Genomic DNA, 22,370 nt, shown 5'->3' with positions numbered 1-22,370 from the left:
CCGGTCGCCAAGGAAAGGGGCCATCGATCATGACGGACCGGGACAAAAAAAGGGCCGACCCGAAGGCCAGCCCGAAAAGTTTTAGGAGAGGATGCCTGAAAGGCCTTTCCTATGTGCGGCGCAGCATGATATTTTGCAATTGCGAAAAGAACGAGACGGTTGCAAAATTTGCATCTTACCGGTTGACGCTTTTTCGTGCTGGTGAAAAGAGGATGACTTGGGATAGGCCGCTCAACCTTCGAAGCGTACCGATGACGCGTCGCAACAGAGTTATGGCTAAGCTACAGAACGATTATGCGCAGACTGCCGCCCCTTACCGCCCTTGAGGCCTTTGTTCAGGTAGCCCGCCTCGGCTCGGTCAAGGCTGCGGCTGAAGAACTGGCGCTGTCCACGCCCGCGCTCAGCCGCCGCGTTCAGGCGTTGGAACGATTCATCGGTCGCCCGCTGTTCGACCGCAAGCATCAGGCGTTGGAAATCAATGCCGATGGCCAGAAGCTGCTCGACGACATCGCGCCCGCGCTTGATTCGCTGAGCCAGGCGCTGGAGAATATCCAGAGCGGCGGCAACCAGCTTCGCCTGCGCCTAGCGGTGATGCCGCTGTTCGCGACGCAGCGGCTGTTCCCCCATCTGGGCGCGTTGCGGCAGAAGCATCCGCAGTTGCACATCGATATCGAAACGACGCCGCACGCCGTGGCGCGGCTGGGCGAAGGGCTGGACGCCGCCATCGTCCTTGCGAAGGATATCGATCCGGCGCTCTATGCCCATGAGCTGGATCATGACGAAGTCTATCTGATCGGCCGCAAGGCGCTGCTCGAATCGCCGCAGAAGATCGCGACTCCCGCGGACCTGGCGGAGCACACCATCCTGCTTCATCGCGACATGAACCTTTCGTTCGATGCGTGGAAGGAAGCGGTGGGGTTGCCGGACCTGCAACCGCTCGCGATCGACAATTATGATTCGGGCCAGTTGATGCTGGAGGCGGCGGCGCAGGGCCTGGGCGTCGCGGTCATGCATGCGAGCCACTTCAAGGAAGCGGACGACGCACGGCTCGTTCGCCTCTTCCCCGAAACGCGGGTGGAAAGCCCCTATCGCTATTATTTCGTCTGTCGGCCCCGCGCCTTGCAGACACGCGCGGTGCGCATTTTCCGCGACTGGCTGATCGCCGCGGACATCTGATCGACGCCAATATTGTCGGTGGATCGGGGGCTGGGCGTTTTTTTGACTCCCGCGCTCTTAACCTTGGTCAGTTCGATCCGTTATTACCGGCATGACTGGGGCATCATCATCATCCGTAAACCCGCAGCACGGCCTGGCCGATCGTCTGACTCGATGGGCTCGCGGCCTGTCGGGCAAACCGGACGTAGAGGAAGAGACGGACGAAGCTGAACCCCAGCGCGCCCGTTCTGGCAGCACTGCGCATCGCGAGATCAATCGGCGGCGCAAGCTATATGACGAGATCGGCAATTTCCTTTTCGCGCACGATCTTGACCTCACACCGCTGAATTTCGGCGTCGCGCATGATTATCTGACCGGGTCGCAGATCGGCGTGGAAAAGGCGATCAAGGCGGTGCTGGCGGAGCGTGGCAAGATCAGCAACAGCTGGGTCGAAGAAATCGTGGCGGAGCAGCGCGGGGACGAGGTGACGCCCGAGGCGCTGTCCACGATGCTGGCGAAGGTCGAAGAGAATCTCTCCGAATTTACCGGCCTGATGACCGAATCCCGCAATTCGGCGAAGGATTATGGCGCGGCGCTACAGGAAGAAGTGAAGGGCCTTACCGCTGGCGCGAAAAACGAACCCGTCCTTGCACGGCTGGTAGCCCTAACGCGGTCCATGGTCGAAAAGACCCGTCAGGTCGAAGGCCAACTACGCCAGAACCAGAAGCAGAATCATGCGCTTCGATCCAGCCTGGCCAATGCGAGGCGGGCGGCAGAGCATGACCATCTGACGGGCCTGCCCAACCGGCGCGCTTTTGAAGGGACATTGCGCGAGGAGGTGGCGATGGCCCGGAAGGAAGGCCAGCCGCTGGCTGTCGCTTTCTGCGACATCGATCATTTCAAGGTGATCAACGACACGCACGGCCATGATACGGGCGACCGGGTGCTGAAGTTCGTCGCGGGGCTGCTGGCCAAGGCGAGCAACGACCAGTGCCATGTCGCGCGTCACGGCGGCGAGGAATTCGTCATGCTGTTTCGGGGCAAGACGGCGGCGGAAGCGTGCGAGGCGGTGGACGATGTCCGGCGGGACCTTGCCACGCGCAGCCTGGTCAACCGCACCAATGGCGAGCGCATGGAGCGGGTCAGCTTTTCGGCGGGCGTTGCCAATGTGCTGGCCCATGACGATCCGCGCGCGGCACTGAAGGCGGCCGACCGGGCGCTGTATCTGGCCAAGGAGCACGGCCGGAACCGCGTCTATCTCGCGGTTGAGGGCGAATGATTCCCTAAAAGTCCGGCTTTTCATAATGGGGCGGCGGGGTGATGACCTCCATCCGCTCCGACAGCAGAGGCCGGAAGGACGGGCGCGATTTGAAGCCTGCATACCAGCGCTTCACCGTCTCATGCCCAGCCCAGTCGATGCCGCCCAGATAGTCCGCGACTGACAGATGCGCGGCCGCCGCGATGTCGGCCAAGCTCATCGTGCCGCCCGCCATCCAGCTGCGGTGATCGAGCAGATAGTCCATATAATCCATATGGACATTGGCCCGCTTCATCGCCTCACGCAGTACGCGGGCATCGGGTGGCGCCCGTTCGATCAACCGCTTTTTCATCCGCTCATGAAGTAGCGGGCCGACGACATCGCCGTAGAAATTCTGGTCGAAGAAGGCGACAAGCCGCCGCACCTCCGCCCGGCCCGCAGCCGTGCCGGAGATCAGCGGGAATTTCTCGACCGTTTCCTCGAAATATTCGCAGATCGCCTGGCTGTCGATCAGCGTCGATCCCTTTTCCTGATCGACCATGACCGGCGTGGTCCCGGCGGGATTAAGATCGAGAAATTCGTCGCGCGCTTCCCAAGGCGATTCGCGCACCAGATCATAGCCTATCCCCTTTTCGCCGAGCAGCAGGCGCACCTTGCGGGAGAAAGGACAAAGCGGGAATTGGAAGAGCTGCCACATGGCTTCCTGTTAAGCGGAGGCGGCGCCCGCGAAAAGCGGCAAAATGGCTGGCTGCTGCTTAAAATGCGGGCCACTCTGACAGCTTGAAGGCGATCCGGGCTTCCGATGATCGTCTCTACCCTCTAGAGGGGCCGACAACACATAGGAAAGGATGTTCGATGTCTGACGATTTTTTCCCGGTATCTAAGGAATGGGCTGCTTCGGCGTTGCTCGACCGGGATGGTCGTGAGGCAGATTATCAGCGGTCGATCAATGATCCTGAAGCCTATTGGCTGGAGCGGGCGAAGCGCCTCGACTGGCTGACCTTCCCCGGCAAGACCGACGAGAGCAGCTTCAACGAAGCGGATTTCGGCGTGAAATGGTTCGCCGACGGGGTTCTGAACGTCAGCGCCAACTGCATCGATCGGCACCTGGCCGAACGTGGCGAGCAGACGGCGATCATCTGGGAACCGGACTCGCCGGATGCGGAGCCGCGCCGCTACACCTATGCTGAGGTGCATGAGCAGGTCTGCCGCTTCGCCAATGTGCTGAAAGCCGCGGGCACGAAGAAGGGCGACCGCGTCACCGTCTATCTGCCGATGATCCCGGAGGCCGCATTCGCCCTGCTCGCCTGCGCGCGGATCGGCGCGATCCATTCGGTCGTGTTCGGCGGCTTTTCGCCCGAGGCGCTGGCGGGGCGGATCATCGACTGCGATTCGAACATCGTCATCACCGCTGACGAAGGGTGCCGCGCGGGCAGGCAAGTGCCGCTCAAGGCCAATGTCGATGCTGCGCTCAAGGATTGCCCGAGCGTCAAGAAAGTCGTCGTGGTCCAGGCAACTGGCGGTGCCGTCAACATGCAGGAAGGCCGTGACCTGTGGCTGCATGAAGAAGCCACCAAGGCGTCCGCCGACTGTGCGCCTGAGCCGATGAACGCGGAAGACCCGCTGTTCATCCTCTACACGTCAGGTTCGACCGGAAAGCCCAAGGGCGTGCTGCACACGACGGGCGGCTATCTGCTGTGGGCGAGCCTGACCCATGAGCTATGCTTCGACTATCGCCCTGGCGACATCTACTGGTGCGCGGCGGACATCGGCTGGGTCACGGGGCACAGCTATATCGTCTATGGTCCGCTCGCAAACGGCGCGACGACGCTGATGTATGAGGGCGTTCCCAATTATCCGACCCCCAGCCGCATCTGGGAAGTGGTGGACCGGCATCAGGTGCAGACGATCTTCACCGCGCCCACTGCTTTGCGCGCGCTGATGAAGGAGGGCGACGAGTTTGTGCGCTCCACCAGCCGCAAGTCGCTGCGTCTGCTCGGCACCGTGGGCGAGCCGATCAATCCCGAAGCGTGGCGCTGGTATCATCATGTCGTGGGCGAGGATCGCTGCCCGATCATCGACACCTGGTGGCAGACGGAGACCGGCGCGGCGATGATCGCCCCTATGCCGGGCGCGACGGACCTGAAGCCGGGTTCGGCGACGCTGCCGATGCCGGGCGTGATCCCGCAGATCGTCGATAGCGAGGGCCAGGTGCAGGAAGGCGCTGCGGAGGGCAATCTGGTCATCGCCGGAAGCTGGCCGGGCCAGATGCGCACCGTCTGGGGCGATCATGAGCGCTTTTTCCAGACCTATTTCACGACTTTCCCCGGTAAATATACGACCGGGGACGGGGCGCGCCGCGATGCGGACGGCTATTATTGGATCACTGGCCGCGTCGATGATGTGATCAACGTGTCTGGACATCGCATGGGCACGGCCGAGGTGGAAAGCGCGCTGGTGCTGCACGAAGCGGTCGCCGAAGCGGCTGTGGTTGGCATGCCCCATGACATCAAGGGCCAAGGCATCTACGCCTATGTCACGCTGAACAGCGGCGAGGAGCCGAGCGAGGAATTGCGCAAGACGCTGGTCGCCTGGGTCCGCACCGAGATCGGCCCGATCGCCACGCCCGACGTGATCCAGTTCGCCCCTAGCCTGCCCAAGACCAGGTCGGGCAAGATCATGCGCCGCATCCTGCGCAAGATTGCAGAGGGTGAAGTATCGGCGCAGGCTCTGGGCGACACCAGCACCCTTGCCGATCCTTCGGTGGTGGATAATCTGGTCGCGAACCGTCACGGATAAAGCACCCAAGGATCAGGAGACGCCGGTGGAACGATACAGCCTGGTTGCCCGCACGTTGCACTGGATCATGGCGATCCTGATCCTGTTCAATCTGGCGCTGGGCCTCGCGCAAGAGTCCCTGCCGCGCGATTGGCAGGTGATGCCGGTGCATAAATCGATCGGCCTCACCGTGTTGGCGCTGGCGATCCTTCGGCTGGTCTGGCGCCTGACCCACCGGCAAACGCCCCTGCCCGAGGGTTTGCCCGCTTGGGAAAGGCTGGCCGCGAAGGTCACGCACTACACATTTTATGCCTTCATGCTGCTGGTGCCCCTCACCGGCTGGATCATGAGTTCGGCGGGAAAATGGCCGCTCAACTGGTTCTTCCTGTTCGATGTGCCGAAATTTGCGGTGACGAAGGATGACGCGATCGTTGGCTTTTCTTCGGAGGCGCATGAGATATTCGCCTTTGCCTGGATCGCGCTCCTCGTCCTGCATGTCGCGGCGGCGCTGCGCCATCACTTCATCCTGAAGGACGATGTGATGCGGCGGATGTTGGGGTAAGGCCAGCTTTCAACATTTGGTTGAAATTTAAGGGTACTTGCGCTACATTTCTCGAGCAAATGTCACGGGCTGTCTTGCCTTTGATGATAAGAGCCCCCGCCACGGCAATGGTGGGGGCTCAATCGTTTGGAGGGGCGCGGCAACGCCCCTCCGCCCGACGCACACCTATTTGGAGCGCGAAACCTCCACGATCTTGAGGACCAAGGTCGCAAAGGCGATCATCACTCCAAGAGCGATGCACGCATCTGCAAATGACACTTACTTACTTTTCCTTCGATAGAGCGGCGCGATTTGCCGCCCTCCGGGGCTATAAAAGGAGAAGGTTGCCGTGGCCATTAAGCCTTTTGTTTTTTAAACTAATTCCCCGATCAGCAGCTTGGGCAGCGCGCCGGATTCGCCCCGCGCTTCCGCCATGAAGCGATTCTTGAGCATGGGCGTGCGCTGGACGGCGGCGAGGCCGAAGCGGCGGACGGCGGAGGGGATTCGGCCGGGAACGTCAAACAGCCGGACGAGCCCGTCCATGGCTACGCTGACCGACATCGCGTCCAGCCCGCGCCAGCGCTGATAGCGTGCCATCAGCTGAGCATCGCCGGGATCAAGGCCAAGGCGCATGCCCTCGACCAGCACCTCCACCAGCGCCGCAACGTCGCGGAAGCCGAGGTTCAGGCCCTGCCCGGCGATCGGATGGATCGCATGGGCACTGTCACCGACGAGCGCCAACCGGGTGTCGGTGATCCGCGCGGCATGGTGGAAGCCGAGCGGATAGCTGGAGCGCGACCCTGCAAGCGATATTTCGCCCAGGAAACCGCCCATGCGCTTCTGCGCTTCGGCGAGCCACGCCCGCTCGGATAATTTCAGCATCACCGGCGCCTGCTCGGTCGGCACGGTCCACACGATTGCCGATCGCGTGCCGGGCAACATCGGCAGCAGCGCGAAGGGGCCGCCAGGATAGAAAATCTCATAGGCTGTGTTGGCGTGCGGCACCTCATGGTCGATCGCCGTCACCATGGCGGTATGCTTATACTGCCAGCGCGTGGTGCGGATGCCCGCCGCTTCGCGCGTCGGGCTGTTCCGGCCCTCGGCGGCCACCAGAAGCGCGCCGTGCAGAACCTGACCACTGGCGAGCGTAAGGCTGACGCCATCGGCATTGCGATCGACATGGATGGCGCGGTCTGGCTGGAAACGCGTGAGGTTTTCCGCTTTCTCCGCTGCCTGAGCCAGGGCGATTCGCAGGTCGCGATTGGGGAACATGATCCCCATGACCCCATCGTCGGCATCGGGCGCGAAATCGAGCGCACCGGGCTCCAGCCCGTCGCTGACCCAGATGCGGTCGATGGGGCAGCCCTTCCCTTCCAGCAATGCGGCCACACCGATCGCGGACAGCATTGCATGGCTGGTGGAGGAAATGGCGGACACGCGCCCGTCGAAACCGACTGCGCTGGTTTCCACCGGATCAGCGGGATCGATGACGGCGCAACGCACCCCATGACCGGAAAGCGCGATGCCAAGGGTCAGCCCGACCAGGCCCCCGCCCAAGATGACGACGTCAAAACGTTGCATGCAAGCTATCTAGGCGCTTGGGGGCCAATTGGGAAGCGTGACAAACCCCGGCCAAAGAGTGCTGAGTCACATTGGTTCGCGCAGAGGCGCAGAGGACGCAGAGGTTTTTCTCTCTGCGATCTCTGCGCCTCTGCGCGAATAATCTATCCACATCCCCCGTTCGGGAGTGAGCGGTTCGCTGCCTTAAAGCTTGCGCACCCAACCAGCGGGGTCCGCAACCGTTCCGCGCTGGATGCCGGTCAGTTCGGCGCGCAGGGCTTCCGTAACGATCCCGCCATCCCCGTTGCCGATGGTGAAGTCGCCATCGACGCTCTTCACCGTGCCGATTGCCGTCACGACCGCAGCCGTGCCGCAGGCGAACGCCTCGCGCAGCTTGCCGCTGGCCGCATCGTCGCGCCACTGTGCAAAGCTATAGGGTTCTTCGCGCACATCATGCCCCTTGGCTCGGGCGAGGGTGATGATGCTGTTGCGAGTGATGCCGGGCAGGATTGTGCCGGACAGCGGCGGGGTCACGATCGACCCGTCGTCCATGACGAAGAAGACGTTCATGCCGCCCAGTTCCTCGACCCACTTATGCTCGGCGGCGTCGAGGAAGACGACCTGATCGCAGCCGTGCTTCGTCGCTTCGGACTGGGCCACCAGGCTCGCGGCATAATTGCCGCCGCACTTGGCAGCGCCCGTGCCGCCCTTTGCCGCGCGGGTATAATGTTCCGACACCCAAAGCGTGACCGCCTTCTTGCCGCCCTTGAAATAGGCGCCTGCGGGCGAGGCGATGACGCAGAAGATATATTCCGCCGCCGGGCGGACACCCAAGAAGCTCTCGCTCGCGAACATGAAGGGGCGCAGATACAGGCTGCCTTCGCCGCCGGGTATCCACGCGGCGTCGATCTTCACCAGTTCCTCGACAGCCTCCAGGAAAATGTCTTCGGGCAGGACAGGCATCGCCATGCGTTCCGCCGATTCGGCGAAGCGGCGGGCATTTTCTTCCGGCCGGAACATGGCGATGCTGCCATCCTCAAGCCGGTAGGCCTTCATGCCTTCGAAGATTTCCTGCGCATAATGCAGCACGGCGCAGGCGGGATCGAGTTGGAACGGCTCACGCGGGCCGACGGCATGGCTGTGCCACCCCTGCCCCTCGGTATAGCGGATCGTCACCATATGATCGGTGAACAGGCGGCCAAAGCCGGGGTCCTCCAGCAATAGTGCGCGCTGGTCAGCCGCCACAGCTTTGCTGCTCGGGTTGACGGTAAAGCGCGACTTCTGCTGGACGTCCATGATCAATGCTCCTCTAGTAGGACCGGCCGCCTATGTCACAAACGGCTGGCCGAAACAATGGGTCATGATTACTGACCAATTTGTTCCGGTTTCGAAAGGGCCGCTCGCCACCTGCTGGCATCTTGGCGGCGGGCGGCGGCGCGCTTATGCCCTCAACCATGCACTTCTTTTCGGACAATGCGACCCCCGTCTGCCCGCAAGTAATGGCTGCGATGGCGGCGGCTGATCTGGCTGACCACGGCTATGATGGCGACGCGTGGAGCGCGCGGATGGATGGCGCCTTTTCGGACCTGTTCGGCACCCCGGTTCGGGCGCTGTGGGTAGCGACCGGCACGGCGGCGAACAGCATCGCGCTTGCCTGCCTCTGCCCGCCCTATGGCGGCATCCTGTGTCATGAAGAATCGCACATCATGGTCGATGAATGTGGCGCGCCAGGCTTCTACACCCATGGTGCGAGCCTGATGAGTTTGCCGGGAGATGGCGCAAAGCTCTCGCCTGACACGCTGACCGAACGATTGCAGGCGATCCGGCCAGACGTCCACCAAATCCCCGCCCGGGCGATCAGCATCACTCAGGCAAGCGAATATGGCCGCGTATACAAGCCGGAAGAGGTCGCCGCGATCGGGGATGTGGCGCGGAGCCATGATCTTGGCCTGCACATGGACGGCGCGCGCTTCGCCAATGCCGTGGCGCACTTGGGTTGCCATCCGGGCGATGTGTCTTGGCGCGCGGGTGTCGATGTGCTGACATTCGGCTGCGTCAAGAATGGCGGCATGGTGGGTGAAGCGCTGCTCTTCTTCGGTCCGCAGGCGGATGCGCGTGCCGCCGAAGCGGCACGATGGCGCAAGCGCGGCGGGCATCTGCTGTCCAAAGGCCGCTACCTTGCCGCGCAGATACTGGCGATGCTGGAAGATGAGCTGTGGCTGACCAACGCCCGCGCAGCCAATGCGGCTGCTGCTGCTCTGGCCGGGGCGGTGCCGGATCGGCTGCTCCACGGCGTAGAGGCCAATGAGCTGTTCATCCGCCTCTCCCCTGCCGAGGCCATAGGCTTGCGCGCGCAAGGCTTCGATTTTTACGACTGGGGCGAAGGGGCTGCGCGCCTCGTTACCAACTGGGCACAGGATGCTGCGGCGGTCCAGCCACTCGCCGATGCTCTTAAGGCTCTGGGATGAGCGGATCGTCCGAGGCGCGGGGCGGCGTCATCCTGCCCTTCCTGCTCGTCACGCTGATCTGGAGTTCGACCTGGATCGTCATTCGCGATCAGCTGGGCGCGGTGCCGCCGAGCTGGTCGGTCTGCTACCGCTTCCTGCTGGGTGCGGCGGGCATGGCGCTATTCGCGATGATCCGACGAGTGCCCTTGCGGTTGCCACCGGAGGGGATAGCCTTTGCGGGCGCGTTGGGCGTGGCGCAGTTCGTGCTCAACTTCAACTTCGTCTATCGGGCAGAACATTATTTAACCTCAGGCGTCGTCGCGACGGTCTATGCGCTGCTGCTTATCCCCAACAGCGTGCTCGCCTGGATCGCCTTTCGCCAACCAGTCAGCCGCGCCTTCGTCCTAGGGTCGCTGGTCGCGATTGCGGGGATCATGTTGCTGCTGCTGCGCGAATATCGCGCGGCGCCGGTGTCTGCCGAGGCCGTACTGATCGGCATCGCGCTCAGCGTCGCGGGATTGCTCAGCGCGTCCACGGCGAACGTCATGCAGGGTATGCAAATCGCCCGACGCTTGCCAATGGCGGCGGTGCTCACCTGGGGGATGTTGATCGGCAGCGTGGTCGATGCGGCCTATGCCTGGGCGACCGTAGGGCCGCCGGTGATCGAGTGGCGCGCGGGCTATCTGTTCGGCATAGCTTGGATGGGCATTGCGGGGTCGGTTGTGACCTTCCCGCTCTATTTCCAGCTGATCCAGCGGGTCGGGCCGGGGCGAGCCGCTTATAGCAGCGTACTTATTCCCGTCATCGCCATGCTGATTTCCACGCTGTTCGAGGATTATCGCTGGTCAACATTGAGTGCCGCGGGCGCGGTGCTGGCGGTGGCTGGCATGGTGATCGCGTTGCGGGCGAAGGTGACTTAACGGCGAAAGCCAGGCTCGTAACCGCGCTTCGCCGCGTTCACCCGGTCGATCAGGCTGGCGAGCGATTGCGGCTCGGGGTGCGCGGCTTCCGGCATCGCCAGGCGGCTCATGCGCTGGCTGAGCGCGGCGAAGTTGCGGTCGATCCGTTCCATGGCGAGAAGTCCTTGGCGTAAGCTGTGGGACCACCCATGGGGCGCTTTGGTTAACGCCGCGTAAGCGATGCGGCAGCCTGAGTCATTCCGCTGCGGCGAGGCAGGCGGCAAGGCCCTCGCGATAGGTGGGGTAGCGTGGCGCCCACCCCAGCAACCGCTTGGCCCGGCCGTTCGCGACGCGCCGGTTTTCCGCATAGAAGGACAGCGCCATGGGGGACAGTTGCGCCTCCTCCAGCGTCAGCAGCGGCGGCAGCGGTGCGCCCAACATGGCGCAGGCGGCCTCTATCAGCCGGTTCTGCGCGCAGGGCAGATCATCGGAAAGATTATAGGTGCCCGGCGGCCCGTCGAAGGAGGCGATGATGCCGCTTACGATGTCATCGACATGGGCGCGGCTGAAAATCTGGTCGCGGAGGTCGATGCGGTGCGCCTTGCCTTCGCGTACACGCTCTATTGCGGAACGGCCCGGACCATAGATGCCGGGCAGCCGGAAACAACGCATGTCCTCGCGAAGCGCGCGCCAATCGCTGTCCGCCTGAACCCGCACGGCGCGGCGGCCCGAGCCGATGGGACTCGCTTCGTCCACCCAGGCTCCGGCAGCATCGCCGTAAACGCCGGTCGAAGACAGATAGCCGCTCCAGAGGGCCGGGGCGGCAGCGATCGCCGCGCCATAGCGGGTGAGGACCGGGTCGGCCTCCCCTTCTGGAGGGACGGAGGAGAGGATGTGGGTCGCTTTGGCGATGCTGGCGTGCACCGCATCGTCATCATCGAAGGCTATTGCCTCGCCATCGGAAACCCGGCGCACACCTGTCACCTCCCATCCCTCGCCGCGCAGTCGGGCGGCGAGGCGGGAGGCGGTGTAGCCCATGCCCAGGATCAGCATGTGGGGAATAAGCGACGCTCCGTTCGTTTCGAGCGAGTCGAGAAACATTAAGGGCATTCCTGTCCGGTTCTCGACTTCGCTCGAACCGAACGGGCGTGATTACTAGACCGTGAAGCTTTCGCCACAGCCGCAGCTGCCTTTGGCATTGGGATTGTTGAAAACGAAACCGGCGGTGAAGTCATCCTCGACCCAGTCCATCGTCGATCCGACCAGATAGAGGACCGACGCGCCGTCAATGTAGAAGGTGCCGCCGGGCGTTTCGATCTTTTCGTCGAACTTGGCTTCCTCGGTCACATAATCGACCGAATAGGCAAGGCCCGAGCAGCCCCGGCGCGGGGTCGAAAGCTTGACGCCGATCGCTCCCTCGGGCGCCTGGCGCATCAGGTCGGCGATGCGCGCTTCCGCGTTCGGCGTCAAAATGACGGCGGCAGGGCGAGCGCGGGTTTTGGTGGTCGTCTCGGTCATCTTGTTCCTCTTCTCTCCTCCCGCCTGCGGGAGGGGAGATGGTTAGAGCATCCCTAGTTCGAGTTTGGCCTCGTCGCTCATCTTCTGCGGGTCCCATGGCGGGTCCCAGACCAGATTGACCTGCGCATCACCCACGCCCGGCACCGCGCCGACGCGCAGTTCGACTTCACCGGGCATGGATTCGGCCACCGGGCAATGCGGCGTGGTGAGCGTCATCGTGACGACGACATGGCCGTCGCTGGTGACGTCAACGCCGTAGATCAGGCCGAGGTCATAGATGTTGACCGGGATTTCCGGGTCGTAAATTTCCTTCAGCGCATCAATGACGCCATCATAGAGGCTGCCACCCGGCTCACCGACAGGCGTTTGGGCGGGCTTCTGTGCGAGGAAGCCGTCAAGATAGTCGCGCTGGCGAGGCTCATCATCCACGCGCGCCTTGGGCGGCGTATCCACCGCTTCGACTTCCTCCACCAATATCTTCCGCTCTTCGCTCATCCGAAGATCTTCCTCACTCGCTCAATGCCTTTGACCAGCGCGTCCACGTCGCCTTCGTCGCTATAGATGCCGAAGCTAGCCCGCGCCGTCGCTTCGACGCCCAGATGGCGCATCAGCGGCTGCGCGCAATGATGACCGGCGCGGATCGCAACACCCGTTTCGTCCAATATGGTGCCGACATCGTGCGGATGCACCCCCTCGACTTCGAAGGAGAGGATGCCTGCGCTGTCCTCCGGGCCAAAAACGCGCACGGAGTTGAGGCTTTCCAACGCAGCGCGCGCTTTGGCCACCAGTGCGCATTCATGGGCGTGGATCGCGTCAAGGCCGATCGCCTGCACATAGTCGATGGCGGCGGACAGGCCGACGACGCCAGTGATATGCGGCGTCCCCGCCTCGAAACGGGTGGGCGCAGGGGCATAGGTCGTTTTCTCGAACGTCACCTTGTCGATCATCGACCCGCCACCCTGATAGGGCGGCATGGCGTCGAGCAACTCCTTGCGGCCCCACAGCACGCCGATGCCGGTCGGGCCGTAGAGCTTGTGCGCGGAGAAAACGTAGAAATCACAATCCAGCGCCTGCACATCCACGGCAAGGCGGGGAACGGCTTGGCAGCCGTCGATCAGGATTTTGGCGCCAACGCTGTGCGCGATGTCAACCGCGCGGCGGACGTCAAGTACGCTGCCCAGCACGTTCGACACATGGGCCAGTGCGACCATCTTGTGCGCGGGCGTGATCATCGCCTGCATGGCGTCGAGGTCGATCTGGCCGTCCGCAGTGAGCGGCCCGACGTCGATCTGCGCGCCCACGCGTTCGGCGACGATCTGCCAGGGGACGATGTTGCTGTGATGCTCCAGCATGGAGAGCAGGATGCGGTCGCCTGCCTTCAGTTGCGTTCCGGCCCAGCTGTGCGCGACGAGGTTGATACCCTCGGTCGCGCCACGGACGTAAACGATCTCGCTATCCGAAGCCGCGCCGATGAACTGAGCCACCTTGCGCCGGGCGGCTTCATAGGCGAGCGTCATGTTGGCGGAGCGTTCATAGACGCCGCGGTGGACGGTCGCGTAGTCGGGGCCATAGGCACGCGCGATGGCGTCGATTACGGCGTTGGGCTTCTGCGCGGTGGCGGCGCTGTCCAGATAATGCCAGCTGCCGACACCGGGGAAATCATCCCGCAACCGCAATACTCCGTTCGGTTGTTGTGTCTGGTCGGTCATACCAGCGTCTCCAGCTTGGCGAGCGCAGCGGCTTCGAGGCTGTCCTTGACCGCCTCATCGGCCACGTCGTCGAACACGCCGGCGACGAAGGCTTTCAACAGCAACGTCTTGGCGGTGGCCGGGTCCATGCCGCGACTCGCCATATAGAACAGCGCCTGGCGGTCCAACTCGCCCACGGTCGCGCCATGCGCGCATTTCACGTCGTCGGCGTAGATTTCCAGTTCCGGCTTGGCATTGGCCGTGGCGGTGCGGTCGAGCAGCATGGCCTTTACAGATTGGAAGGCATCCGTCCGCTGCGCATCGCGCGCGACGTTGATCGAACCCAGATAGCTGCCCGTTGCGCGTTGGCCGAGGATCGAGCGGATCGTCTGCCCGCTGGTCGCGTCCGGCTCGGCATGGATGACTTTGGTGATGATCTCCAGCACCTGATCCCCGCCGCCGATGATCGCGCCGTTCAGTTCGAAATGGCTCCCCTTGCCCAGCGTCACCGCGAAGGTCACGCGGCCCAGCTTCCCGCCGATGTTGAGGACATGGAAGTCGCAGCGCGCGCCGTCCGCGATGGTGATGACATAATCATGCACGGCCGCCGCGCCCTCGCCTGCATCCTGCAACAGATGGTTGCGCGAGGTTTGTCCAATCGCGACATCGATCCGCGTTGGCGCGGGCGTAGGCCAGATGGTGGCCGCAGCCTCCAGATCGCTGTAGCGCCATTCTTCCTGGCGACGCGTGGGCAAGGCGAGCGCGGTCATGGGCGCAACTCCTCCGCGTCTCTGCGGAGAATATCCCGATCACCTGCGGCACCGTGCGGAACAGACACTCTGCGTCCTCTGCGCCTCTGCGCGAATAATATTTTTGCGCGCAGAGGCGCAGAGCTACGCAGAGAGAAGAAGGAAGGATAGCCTGCGGCGCTCATGCGGCAACCACTTCCGCATAGCCTTCGCGCTCCAGTTCCAGCGCGAGTTCGGGGCCGCCCGATTTCACGATCCGGCCGCCAGCCAGCACATGGACATAGTCCGGCTTCACATAGTCGAGCAGGCGCTGATAGTGGGTGATCAGCAGAACCGCCTTGTCGGGCTTGCGCATGATCGCATTGATGCCTGCGCCGACAATCTTGAGTGCGTCGATGTCGAGGCCGGAGTCGGTTTCGTCGAGGATCGCCAGCTTGGGATCGAGGATGCCCATCTGCACCATTTCCGCACGCTTCTTCTCGCCGCCCGAAAAGCCGACATTCACCGGACGCTTCAGCATCTCCATGTCGAGGCCGAGCAGCGCCGCTTTTTCCTTGGCCAACTTGATGAACTCGCCGCCGTTCAGTTCCTTCTCTCCGCGCGCGCGGCGCTGCGAATTGAGGCTTTCGCGCAGGAATTGGAGGTTGGACACGCCGGGGATTTCGACCGGGTACTGGAAACCCAGGAACAGGCCAGCAGCGGCGCGTTCATGCGGGTCCATGCTGAACAAGTTCACACCGTCCAGAGACGCCGTGCCGCCGGTCACTTCATAGTTCGGACGGCCGCCGAGCGTGTAGGCCAGCGTGGACTTGCCCGCGCCGTTCGGCCCCATGATCGCATGGATTTCCCCCGCCTTGATGGACAGCGACAGGCCTTTCAGAATCGCCTTGCCGTCGATTTCGTTGGTCAGGTTCTCAATCGTCAGCATGGGTTATCCCTTATGCGCGCGCTGAAGCGTCCGCGCGGTCCAGAAGGCCATGTCGCGAACGTCCCCCGGCGCGGGGAAAAGCGTGTCGATATGGCGCTTGATCGGCATGTAGGGCCACCAGTCGGCGCCAGGCTCGGGCGAACCCTTCTCCAGCAGCCCGGTCACGAACTCCGTCACCGGCCCCATGCGGGCGAGGTTGGGCGCTTTCGCCTTGTGGAACGCCTTGTCGGCCTTCAGCTTCTCGGTGAAGGCTGTGTCGCCCTTCTCCAGCGCGGCACGGCATTCGGCCTGATAGGCGTCGAGGTCGCCGAAATCCTTGGCAGCGCGGGCGGCAAGCTCGCCCTCTTCCAGCTCATAATCCTCCGTCAGGATGCGGATCGCGGCGGTCCATGACTGGCCGTTGCCGACATCCTCCGCGAAATCGGCGAGGGCATCCTGAATATCGTCTTCGTCGCTCAAGTTTCAGTCCTCAAAAATTCTTAAGTTCTACATCACCCCGGACTTGATCCGGGGTCTCGCTACCCTCTTACGCCGCTCATGAAGTAGCGGGATGCCGGATCAAGTCCGGCATGACGTGAGAGGATGGAGCGAAGGTCAACCGACCGAACCCTCCAGCGAAATGCCCAACAGCTTCTGCGCCTCGACGGCGAACTCCATCGGCAGCTGTTGCAGCACTTCCTTGGCAAAGCCGTTCACGATCAACGAAACGGCGCTTTCCTGATCCAGCCCGCGCTGCATTGCGTAGAATAGCTGGTCGTCGCTGATCTTGCTGGTCGTCGCCTCATGCTCAATCTGCGCCGAGGGGTTGCGCACTTCAATGTACGGCACGGTGTGCGCGCCGCACTGGTCGCCGAGCAGCAGGCTGTCGCACTGGGTGAAGTTGCGCACGCCTTCCGCGCCCGGCGCCACGCGCACCAGACCGCGATAGGTGTTGTTCGAGCGGCCCGCGCTGATGCCCTTCGACACAATGGTGGAGCGCGACCCCTTGCCATTGTGGATCATCTTGGTGCCGGTGTCGGCCTGTTGCAGATTGTTGGTTAGCGCCACCGAGTAGAACTCGCCGACGCTATTCTCGCCGTTCAGCACGCAGCTGGGATATTTCCAGGTGATGGCGCTGCCGGTTTCGACCTGCGTCCAGCTGACCTTCGAATTGCGCCCCTGGCACAGCGCCCGCTTGGTCACGAAATTATAGATGCCGCCCCTGCCCTGCTCGTCGCCCGGATACCAGTTCTGCACCGTCGAATATTTGATCTCCGCATCGTCCAGCGCGACCAGTTCGACCACGGCGGCGTGCAGCTGATTCTCATCGCGCATCGGCGCGGTGCAGCCTTCGAGATAGCTGACATAGCTGCCCTCGTCCGCGACGATCAGGGTGCGTTCGAACTGGCCGGTATTCTCCGCATTGATGCGGAAATAGGTGGAAAGTTCCATCGGGCAGCGCACACCCTTGGGGATGTAGACGAAGGTGCCGTCGGAAAAGACCGCGCAGTTGAGGGTGGCGAAATAATTGTCGTGCATCGGCACGACCTTCCCCAGCCACTTCTTCACGAGGTCGGGATATTCGCGCACCGCTTCGCTGATCGAGCGGAAGATGACGCCCGCTTCCTCCAGTTCCTTGCGGAAGGTGGTGGCGACGGACACGGAGTCGAACACGGCGTCGACCGCGACCTTGCGGCTACCCTTTACCCCAGCCAACATCTCCTGCTCGGCGATGGGGATGCCCAGCTTTTCATAGGTGGCGAGGATCTCCGGATCGACCTGATCCAGCGAGTCCAGCTCCGCCTTCTTCTTGGGCTCGGCGTAATAATAGGCGTCCTGATAGTCGATCGGCGGGATGTTGAGCTTGGCCCAGTCCGGGGATTCCATCTTCTGCCACATGGCAAAGGCCTTCAGCCGCCATTCCAGCAGCCATTCCGGCTCCTTCTTCTTGGCGGAAATGAAGCGGACGGTATCTTCGTTAAGCCCCTTGGGCGCGAAATCCTGCTCGATGGCGGATGACCAGCCATGCTCGTAGGCAGAGGCGCGCTCGGCGGCCTCATGTGCTTCAAGGTTGCGGATGGTCGTAGCTTCTTCAGTCATGCCATTTCTCGGGTCAAACTGGCGATCGTCACCCCGGCCAAGGCCGATCGTATCGCATTGTTCGCGACATTCATGTGCGGGCGCACGCGGCAGCCATGTTCCAGCGTGCAATCATGGGCGCCCTGTTCGGCGCAGGCGGTCATGGCGATCGGACCTTCCACCGCTTCCACGACATCCACCAAGGTGATTGCCGCCGCAGGGCGCGCGAGCCGCACGCCGCCGCCCGTTCCGCGACTCGATTCGAGCAGTCCCGCAGCCGACAGACGGCTCACCAGCTTTTGCGCGGTGGGCAGCGGGATGCCGGTTTCGCTGGCAAGCGTCGTGGCATTCATCTTCACATGTTTGTTGGTCGCAGGGTCAAGCCCAGCTCCTGCTCCGCAATGACGCGCAGCGGCCGACATCAGCACCACGGCATAATCTGCGAAACTAGAAAGCCTCATTCTGGCCAAGCGCCCCGGTTGCGAACCATTCTCAAATCGGATCGAATCAATCCGATTGCGCATGTGGTCGCGCGGGCGCGTGGAATCAAGCCATTTCTATGAGTCTGCTCGTCTCAGCTGAAACGGTTCAGCACCGCCACGTCCCCACCCAGCGAGCGCCGCAGCAGGGTAAGCTGTGCCACGGCCGTAGGTTCGGTCTGTAACTGGTGCGGGGTCAAGCCGATGAAATGCTTGATCTCGCGGATGAAGTGCGACTGATCGTAGAAGCGGCCATCCTCGCACAATTCCTGCCAGCTATGCTGGTCCAGCGCGATGCGCGCACTGCATCGCAGCGCCCGATATTTTCGCGCCAGCAGCTTGGGCGGGCAGCCATAATAACGATTGGTCAACCGTGCGAGCTGGCGCGGCGACAATCCCGTTCGCTCCACCAGCGCTTCGATCCGGGGCGATCCTTCCCCCATCAGCCACGTGTCCACTGCCTCCAGCAATTGCCAGGTCGTAACCGGCAGGGGTTTTACCCATTGTTCCAGAACCGACCAGCAATGGGCGGCTATGGTTTCCGGGTCGTGCAGGTCTGCCAGGCTGGCATGAAGCGCGGCCATTGCTCCCTTTTTCTCAGGGGTCATGTCCCGCACGCCGTCGGCAAGCGCACAGGCATCGCCGCCATCCAGGCTGACCCACCCGGCCGGGAGCAGCGACACGCCCACGACGCAAGACGGTCCATCCAGTTCGAACCGTGTCGCGCCCAGCGTCGGGCCTAACAGACATATCTTCGGCGTGGGGGCCACCGTTCCGTCATGGAAATGATAGCTGCCCGACCCCCGCAACATGAACCGCAACTGGGGAACATCGGCACGCGTCACGTCCAGATAGTGCTCGGCGCTTTCGGTGAAGAGGTAAACCGACCCGAAATAGGCCCGCAGATGTTCGGGCGGCGCGAAATAGCTTAACCGAACCGGGCCTTGAGCCGCTTCCACCATATAGGAAAGCGGCAGGTCTCCGACCTTTTCCCTTCCATCCGGCATCCCCCGGACGCACTGTCGCGATGCGGCCCCATAATCACCCCGTAGGTGTACTATGAAGCTTCTTTGTTCCCGCGCAAGAGAGATACTGAGGCCTGGGTCATTTTTTCCGAAACGCTTCGAAAAAAATGACCCGGCGGTTTTACGCGCCGGGCCAGTAAAAGGTCTCGTCAGCCAATAAATGGCCAAGAGCCTTCGGGTCGCAGCACTTTCATAAGTCCGAATCGGACTCGGTTGATTGGATGAATCGGACATGTCGCGGCTAGAATCGGGACTAATATGAATGATTTCGCAGCAGAAATTATCGTTATCGATCAACTGTTGCGCTATTGCCACAGCGACTCGACGACGGCCTGCGGCAATGGCATAGGCGCGCCATGTCTTATCGCCTTGTCCGCCCGCTTTTCTTCGCGCTCGATGCAGAACGCGCACATCATCTTTCGGTCATGCTTCTCCGCTTGATGCCCGCTTCCCCTGCTCCCGTACCGGACGTCAAGCTGGCACAGACGGTGGCGGGCATCCGCTTTCCCAATCCTGTCGGATTGGCTGCCGGGTACGACAAGGAAGGACTCGTCGCGCACAAGATGCATGGATTGGGCTTTGGGTTTACCGAACTCGGAACGCTCACTCCGATGCCGCAGGCGGGTAATCCCAAGCCTCGACTGTTCCGTCTTGTCGAGGATCGCGCGGTTATCAACCGCATGGGTTTCAACAATGGCGGCCTGGCGGCGGCGGCAGAGCGCGTTGCCAAGCGCCGCCGTCCTGCTGGCGATGGACCTGCCCCAATCGTCGGCATCAATATCGGAGCGAACAAGGACGCGACCGACCGCATCGCCGATTATGTCACCGGCGTGACCTGCATGGCGCCGCTTGCCGATTATCTGACGGTCAACATCTCGTCCCCCAACACGCCGGGCCTGCGCGCCTTGCAGGACAGGGCAGCGCTGGACCAGTTGCTGGGCGCCGTCATGGCCGCGCGCCGCGTAAACGGGGGCCGGGACGGGGGTCACCTGCCGCCCGTCTTCCTCAAGGTCGCGCCCGATCTGGAGCCCGAGGATATCGAGGACATCGCCGCCGCTTGCCTGGATCATGGGGTGGACGCATTGATCGTGTCCAACACCACCATTTCGCGGCCCCCGCTCCGATCGGTCCATGCCAATGAAAGCGGGGGATTGTCGGGCGCGCCGCTCACCGATCTGTCGCTTCAGCGGCTGCGCGATTTCCGCCGGATATTGGGCGCGCGCCTACCCTTGATCGGCGTGGGCGGCATCGGCAATGCGGAACAGGCCTATGCCCGGCTGCGCGCGGGGGCGAGCCTGATCCAGCTGTACAGTGCTCTTGTCTATGAAGGGCCGTATCTCGCCCGGCGCATCAATGCGGGGCTGAAAAAGCTGATGGCACGGGATGGCTTCACCCATATCAGCGAGGTCATCGGCATCGACAGCTGATCTCGATGGTTGATCTCAGGGACTTGCGGCGGCCCGGCCGAACGATAGGGTGCGGGGCATGACGCCTCGCCTCACTGGCCTGTTGGCCCCTATAGCCCTCGCCTTCCTATTTGCCGCTCCTGTCGCGGCGCGCGAGCCTGTCTCACTCAATGCCACGGTTTCCGCCGCCGATCCGCGCGCGGCGGCGGCGGGGCAGGAGATGCTTCGCCAGGGCGGCAGCGCGACCGACGCCGCCATCGCCATGATGCTGACCCTCAACGTCGTCGAACCGCATAATAGCGGCATCGGCGGCGGCGGCTTCCTGATGCATCATGATGGCGAAACGGGGGTGCTGGAGTCGATCGACGGGCGCGAAACCGCCCCGGCGGCGGCACGGCCCGATCGTTTCATCGGTGCGGACGGCCAGCCCCTCGCCTTTCGATCGGCCTGGCCCGGCGGCTATTCAGTGGGCGTGCCCGGCAACCTTCGGCTCGCCTGGGAAGCGCATCGCAAATGGGGGAAGATGCCGTGGGCGGCACTATTTGCGCCTGCGATCCGATTGGCTGAGGATGGCTTTGAGGTCCGCCAGCGGCTCGACACCGCGATGAAGGCGGTCGCCCCCATATGGGCCGACTTTCCCGAGATACAGAAGTTCTTCTGGATAGACGGCGCGCCCGCGCCCATCGGCACGACCCTTAAAAACCCTCCGCTCGCTGCCCTGTTCCGGCGGATTGCGGCGGAAGGGCCAGACGCCTTTTACAAGGGCGAGACCGCACGGGCGATCGCCAGCACAGTCACCAACGCGCCCAAAAATCCCGTGCCGATGACGGAGGCCGATATCGCCTCCTATCGGGTGAAGGCGCGCAAGCCGGTCTGCGGCCCGTATCGCGGCTACAGCATCTGCGGCATGGGTCCGGTTTCGTCAGGCGGGATCACCGTCCTGCAAATCCTGGGCATGGTCGAACGCTTCCCACTGGCCCAATGGGGGAAGGATGATGCCCGTTCCTGGCACGTCATCGGCGAAGCCATGCGCCTTGCCTATGCCGATCGCGACACATGGCTGGGTGATCCCGAGTTCGTGTCCGTGCCGATCGCGGGACTGATCGACCCGGCCTATCTGAAGAAACGGTCGGCACTCATCGCGCTGGGCCGCACGCTCAAAGACTATCGTCCGGGCAGCCCGCCGGGTGCCGAGGCACGGACTACGGCCCTGCCGCAGCCGGAAAGCGGCACCAGCCATTTCGTGGCGATCGACCGGGATGGCGATATCGCGGCATGGACATCGACCATCGAAAGCTTCTTCGGCAGTCAGTTGATCGCCGATGGCGTCATACTCAACAATGAACTGACCGATTTCAGCTTCACGCCAGAAAAGAACGGTGCGCCTGTCGCCAACCGTGTGGAACCCGGCAAGCGGCCGCTATCCTCCATGTCCCCCACCATTGTCTATGACGCTAAGGGAACGCCGGTCTTCACCATTGGCGCGGCGGGCGGGCGGACGATTATCATGCAGGTGGCGAAGGCGCTGATCGCCCATTTCGACTGGGGCCTGTCCGCGCAGGATTCCATAGCGCTGGGCCTGGAATTTTTCGACGCCAACGGCCTTGTGCTGGAGCAGGGGACGGCCCTCGAAAGAATGAAGACGCCGCTCGAAGTCTGGGGCCACAAGGTCACGATCGCGCCGCTGGGTTTGAAAGCGAATGCGGCGGAGCGCACCGCCGACGGGCACTGGCGGGGCGCGGCTGACCCCAGAAGTCCTGGCGTTTCGCTTCAGGAATAACCCTATCCGGCTTCCGTCATCCCAGCGAAAGCTGGGATCTCAGGCCTCTGCGCGCACCCGCACGAGATCCCAGCTTTCGCTGGGATGACGAGAATGCCTAA

22 protein-coding genes are annotated in these 22,370 nt (G+C 62.9%); 8 read left to right on the top strand and 14 right to left on the bottom strand.

The features are described from left to right. Positions 1-294: 294 nt before the first annotated feature. Both IZV00_RS13075 and IZV00_RS13070 read left to right on the top strand, forming a co-directional pair. A complete protein-coding gene (locus IZV00_RS13075; protein ID WP_196225037.1) occupies positions 295-1,176 on the top strand; it encodes a LysR substrate-binding domain-containing protein in 882 nt (293 codons plus the stop codon). A gap of 91 nt (positions 1,177-1,267) precedes the next feature. After that, a complete protein-coding gene (locus IZV00_RS13070; RefSeq protein ID WP_196225036.1) occupies positions 1,268-2,434 on the top strand; it encodes a GGDEF domain-containing protein in 1,167 nt (388 codons plus the stop codon). 4 nt (positions 2,435-2,438) lie between these two features. Here the strand turns inward: IZV00_RS13070 and IZV00_RS13065 are convergent, their stop codons facing one another. Next, positions 2,439-3,110, bottom strand: a complete 672-nt coding sequence (locus tag IZV00_RS13065; protein WP_196225035.1) for a glutathione S-transferase family protein — start codon at positions 3,108-3,110, stop codon at positions 2,439-2,441. Positions 3,111-3,268: 158 nt separating this feature from the next. Here IZV00_RS13065 and acs point away from each other — a divergent pair, with 158 nt between their 5' ends. Further along, positions 3,269-5,212: an acetate--CoA ligase gene (acs, locus tag IZV00_RS13060; RefSeq protein ID WP_196225034.1), complete on the top strand. Its 1,944-nt coding sequence runs from the start codon at positions 3,269-3,271 to the stop codon at positions 5,210-5,212. 25 nt (positions 5,213-5,237) lie between these two features. Further along, positions 5,238-5,753, top strand: coding sequence for a cytochrome b (locus IZV00_RS13055; RefSeq protein WP_196225033.1), 516 nt, complete (start codon positions 5,238-5,240; stop codon positions 5,751-5,753). Positions 5,754-6,104: 351 nt separating this feature from the next. Here IZV00_RS13055 and IZV00_RS13050 read toward each other — a convergent pair whose 3' ends face one another. Then, on the bottom strand, positions 6,105-7,313 hold the full coding sequence (locus IZV00_RS13050; protein ID WP_196225032.1) for an FAD-dependent monooxygenase: 1,209 nt from the start codon (positions 7,311-7,313) through the stop codon (positions 6,105-6,107). A 183-nt stretch (positions 7,314-7,496) separates the two neighbouring features. Further along, positions 7,497-8,588, bottom strand: coding sequence for a branched-chain amino acid aminotransferase (locus tag IZV00_RS13045; protein ID WP_196225031.1), 1,092 nt, complete (start codon positions 8,586-8,588; stop codon positions 7,497-7,499). Between the two features lie 158 nt (positions 8,589-8,746). On the opposite strand from IZV00_RS13045, the gene IZV00_RS13040 reads away from it, so the two are divergent. Both IZV00_RS13040 and IZV00_RS13035 read left to right on the top strand, forming a co-directional pair. Then, positions 8,747-9,760 (top strand): threonine aldolase family protein, encoded by a 1,014-nt coding sequence (locus tag IZV00_RS13040; RefSeq protein ID WP_196225030.1) that lies wholly within the window; start codon positions 8,747-8,749, stop codon positions 9,758-9,760. Further along, positions 9,757-10,659: a DMT family transporter gene (locus IZV00_RS13035; protein WP_196225029.1), complete on the top strand. Its 903-nt coding sequence runs from the start codon at positions 9,757-9,759 to the stop codon at positions 10,657-10,659. The genes IZV00_RS13040 and IZV00_RS13035 overlap by 4 nt, the downstream gene beginning before the upstream one ends. Here IZV00_RS13035 and IZV00_RS13030 read toward each other — a convergent pair. The 11 genes from IZV00_RS13030 to IZV00_RS12980 form a co-directional block, all read right to left on the bottom strand. Continuing rightward, on the bottom strand, positions 10,656-10,811 hold the full coding sequence (locus tag IZV00_RS13030) for a hypothetical protein (protein WP_196225028.1): 156 nt from the start codon (positions 10,809-10,811) through the stop codon (positions 10,656-10,658). The two genes, IZV00_RS13035 and IZV00_RS13030, sit on opposite strands and share 4 nt — an antisense overlap. A gap of 82 nt (positions 10,812-10,893) precedes the next feature. After that, a complete protein-coding gene (locus IZV00_RS13025) occupies positions 10,894-11,700 on the bottom strand; it encodes an SDR family NAD(P)-dependent oxidoreductase (RefSeq protein ID WP_196226659.1) in 807 nt (268 codons plus the stop codon). A gap of 93 nt (positions 11,701-11,793) precedes the next feature. Continuing rightward, positions 11,794-12,156, bottom strand: coding sequence for a HesB/IscA family protein (locus tag IZV00_RS13020; protein WP_196225027.1), 363 nt, complete (start codon positions 12,154-12,156; stop codon positions 11,794-11,796). 42 nt (positions 12,157-12,198) lie between these two features. After that, positions 12,199-12,651, bottom strand: a complete 453-nt coding sequence (locus IZV00_RS13015) for an SUF system Fe-S cluster assembly protein (RefSeq protein WP_196225026.1) — start codon at positions 12,649-12,651, stop codon at positions 12,199-12,201. Further along, on the bottom strand, positions 12,648-13,865 hold the full coding sequence (locus IZV00_RS13010) for a cysteine desulfurase (RefSeq protein ID WP_196225025.1): 1,218 nt from the start codon (positions 13,863-13,865) through the stop codon (positions 12,648-12,650). Before IZV00_RS13010 ends, IZV00_RS13015 begins: the two co-directional genes overlap by 4 nt. Next, positions 13,862-14,614 (bottom strand): SufD family Fe-S cluster assembly protein, encoded by a 753-nt coding sequence (locus tag IZV00_RS13005; RefSeq protein WP_196225024.1) that lies wholly within the window; start codon positions 14,612-14,614, stop codon positions 13,862-13,864. The genes IZV00_RS13010 and IZV00_RS13005 overlap by 4 nt, the downstream gene beginning before the upstream one ends. 160 nt (positions 14,615-14,774) lie before the next feature. After that, positions 14,775-15,521 carry a Fe-S cluster assembly ATPase SufC gene (sufC, locus tag IZV00_RS13000; protein ID WP_196225023.1) on the bottom strand — a complete coding sequence of 249 codons (747 nt, stop codon included), beginning with the start codon at positions 15,519-15,521 and terminating at the stop codon, positions 14,775-14,777. Between the two features lie 3 nt (positions 15,522-15,524). Next, entirely contained in the window at positions 15,525-15,980 is a 456-nt protein-coding gene (locus IZV00_RS12995) for a hypothetical protein (protein WP_196225022.1), read from the bottom strand. Positions 15,981-16,115: 135 nt separating this feature from the next. Further along, complete coding sequence (gene sufB / locus IZV00_RS12990; RefSeq protein WP_196225021.1) at positions 16,116-17,600, bottom strand: Fe-S cluster assembly protein SufB; 1,485 nt, start codon at positions 17,598-17,600, stop codon at positions 16,116-16,118. Further along, a complete protein-coding gene (locus tag IZV00_RS12985) occupies positions 17,597-18,040 on the bottom strand; it encodes an RrF2 family transcriptional regulator (RefSeq protein WP_196225020.1) in 444 nt (147 codons plus the stop codon). The genes sufB and IZV00_RS12985 overlap by 4 nt, the downstream gene beginning before the upstream one ends. A 113-nt stretch (positions 18,041-18,153) precedes the next feature. Continuing rightward, positions 18,154-19,065, bottom strand: coding sequence for a helix-turn-helix domain-containing protein (locus IZV00_RS12980; protein WP_196225019.1), 912 nt, complete (start codon positions 19,063-19,065; stop codon positions 18,154-18,156). Positions 19,066-19,439: 374 nt separating this feature from the next. On the opposite strand from IZV00_RS12980, the gene IZV00_RS12975 reads away from it, so the two are divergent. Further along, positions 19,440-20,510: a quinone-dependent dihydroorotate dehydrogenase gene (locus IZV00_RS12975; protein ID WP_196225018.1), complete on the top strand. Its 1,071-nt coding sequence runs from the start codon at positions 19,440-19,442 to the stop codon at positions 20,508-20,510. 58 nt (positions 20,511-20,568) lie between these two features. After that, positions 20,569-22,269: a gamma-glutamyltransferase gene (ggt, locus tag IZV00_RS12970; RefSeq protein ID WP_196225017.1), complete on the top strand. Its 1,701-nt coding sequence runs from the start codon at positions 20,569-20,571 to the stop codon at positions 22,267-22,269. Positions 22,270-22,370: the final 101 nt, after the last annotated feature.

Source organism: Sphingobium sp. Cam5-1 (genome assembly GCF_015693305.1).
Lineage (GTDB): Bacteria > Pseudomonadota > Alphaproteobacteria > Sphingomonadales > Sphingomonadaceae > Sphingobium.
Note: the sequence above shows the minus strand (reverse complement) of the source record. Positions and strands in the feature narration are given on the sequence as shown.